This window comes from Mesorhizobium sp. M7A.F.Ca.AU.002.02.1.1, from assembly GCF_003998535.1.
GTDB lineage: Bacteria > Pseudomonadota > Alphaproteobacteria > Rhizobiales > Rhizobiaceae > Mesorhizobium > Mesorhizobium ciceri.
Genome location: NZ_RZPB01000870.1, coordinates 1 through 2,275 on the forward strand (window position 1 = coordinate 1; position 2,275 = coordinate 2,275).

The 2,275-nt window shown below is 62.5% G+C and carries 2 protein-coding genes and 1 pseudogene; 2 read left to right on the forward strand and 1 reads right to left on the reverse strand.

Annotated features, from left to right (window positions below):
* Both EN879_RS32595 and EN879_RS32600 read left to right on the forward strand, forming a co-directional pair.
* Positions 1-422, forward strand: a pseudogene (locus EN879_RS32595) (radical SAM protein); the annotation flags it as partial.
* 2 nt (positions 423-424) lie between these two features.
* Entirely contained in the window at positions 425-1,882 is a 1,458-nt protein-coding gene (locus EN879_RS32600; RefSeq protein ID WP_063169829.1) for a UdgX family uracil-DNA binding protein, read from the forward strand.
* 51 nt (positions 1,883-1,933) lie between these two features.
* Here EN879_RS32600 and EN879_RS32605 read toward each other — a convergent pair.
* A partial coding sequence (locus EN879_RS32605) for an MOFRL family protein (protein WP_281034621.1) occupies positions 1,934-2,275 on the reverse strand: 342 nt, incomplete at its 5' end.

Here is a 2,275-nt window from a genome sequence, read left to right on the forward strand (position 1 = left end):
CTGCAGAAGCCGCCGCTGATGCGTGAGCACCGGCTTTATCAGGCCGACTGGCTGATGCGGTTTACGGCTTTTCGCAACCGGAAATCCTCGCCGGCAGCAGCGACGGCATGCTCGATCTCGCCATCGACCCGAAGCTGGGCTGGGCACTGCGCAACCGGGGGCAGTTTCCCGTCGACATCAATCGCGCCGACCGCGAAGCGCTGCTGCGGGTGCCGGGTCTCGGCACCAAGGTGGTGGCGAAGATTTTGGAGACGCGCCGGCACCGGCGCATGCGGCTCGAGGATGTCGGGCGGTTCTGCCAGTCGATCGCCAAGCTCAGGCCCTTCATCATCGCCGAAGGCTGGTCGCCTGGTGCGCTGACCGACAAGGCCGGCCTGCGCGACAGGATCGTCCACTCCTGCGAACAATTATCGTTGTTCTGATCATGCGGCCGGCGGAACTCGATCTCGCCAGATACAGAGTTCGGCTCGACAGCGAGACGGATTTTGCCGGCTGGCGTGACGCGGCACGGCGGCTGGCCTTGAATGAGGTCAGGCCCGAGGACGTCGACTGGCATGTCGCGCCAGGCTCTGATCAGGCACAATTGCCTGAAGTGCCTGCGGGCGCGCAACTCGTCGTGCCGCGCGACTTCCTCGGGCATGCCGAAACGGCGTTCTGCCATTCCGATCCCGGCCGGTTTGCCTTTCTCTACCGAATGCTGTGGCGATTGCGCGACGAAGCTAAACTGCTGGAAATCGCGTCGGATTCCGACACCAGGCGGCTCGAGGCCATGGAGAAGGCGGTGCGGCGCGACAGCCACAAGATGCACGCCTTCGTACGTTTCCGGAAAATCGGCGACGGTGCCGATGAGCGCTATGTCGCCTGGTTCGAGCCGGATCATTTCATCGTCGAGCGCAACGCCGATTTCTTCGTCAGACGTTTCACCGGCATGCGCTGGACGATCCTGACCCCTTATGCCTCTGCCGACTGGGATGGCGAAAGGCTGGCGATCGGGCCGGGCGCGGCCAAGGGCGATGCGCCTGATCAGGACGATACCGAGGCGCTCTGGCGCACCTATTTCGAGAACATCTTCAACCCGGCGCGATTGAAGGTGAAAACCATGCAGAAGGAGATGCCGAAGAAATATTGGCGGAACCTTCCCGAGGCCTCGCTCATTCCAGACATGATCGCAGGAGCGGACAAGGCCGCCAAGGACATGATTGCGAAGATGCCGACAACACCCGCGCCGCACCACGCAAAGGTGCAGGCACGGCATTGGCCGAAGCAGCCCGTCGAAGCACCGGAAGATGATGCAAGCACGATTCCGGAATTGCGCGAGGCAGCGAAAGGCTGCCGCCGCTGCCCGCTGTGGCGCGACGCGACGCAGACCGTCTTCGGTGAAGGCCCTGACAATGCCAAGGTGATCTTCGTCGGCGAACAGCCGGGGGATCAGGAGGACCTCGCCGGCAAACCTTTCGTGGGTCCGGCCGGCAAGGTGTTCGATGCGATCCTGGACGATGCCGGTGTCGACCGGCAAAAGGTCTATGTCACCAACGCGGTCAAGCACTTCAAGTTCGAGCCGCGCGGCAAGCGCCGCATCCACTCCAAACCGAATTCCGGTGAGATTCAGGCCTGCCGCTGGTGGATCGACCAAGAATTCGAGCTGATCAAGCCGAACCTCGCCGTGGCACTCGGCGCGACAGCGGCGATGTCGCTGCTCGGCAAGGCGATTCCGGTGACAAAGATGCGCGGACAAGTGATCGAGCGCGAGGACGGATTGCGCGTGTTCATCACCATCCATCCCTCCTTCATCCTGCGCATCCGCGAACCCGCGGACAAGGAGGCTGAACGCGAACGGTTCCTGCAGGACATGAAGCTGGTGAAGCGGCTGATGGCCGCCTGATTGTCTGTTTTGCGCGATTCCGGACAGAAAACCTTCCTGGAATTGCTGCGGCTACCTGATCAGAATTGCCCTGAGATCGTTGACATTCGTACCGGTCGGGCCGGGTACGAAGAGATCGTCAACCGCGTTGAAGGCCGTCCAGGCATTGTTGCCGGCAAGCATAGCCTTGGCGTCCACCCCGGCAGCGCGCATGCGCGACACGGTCGAAGCATCGGCAAAGGCACCGGCATTGTTTTCCGAACCGTCGATGCCGTCAGTGTCGGCGGCCAGCGCATTGATACCGTCGACGCCATTGATGCCGATGGCGAAGGCGAGCAGGAATTCCGAATTGCGGCCGCCCTTGCCTTTTGCGCGCAGCGTCACGGTTGTCTCGCCGCCCGACAGGATCAGCAC

Excerpts from the sequence above, each read along its gene's own strand:
- EN879_RS32600 (WP_063169829.1), top strand. The coding sequence starts at position 425 with ATGCGGCCGGCGGAACTCGATCTCGCCAGATACAGAGTTCGGCTCGAC.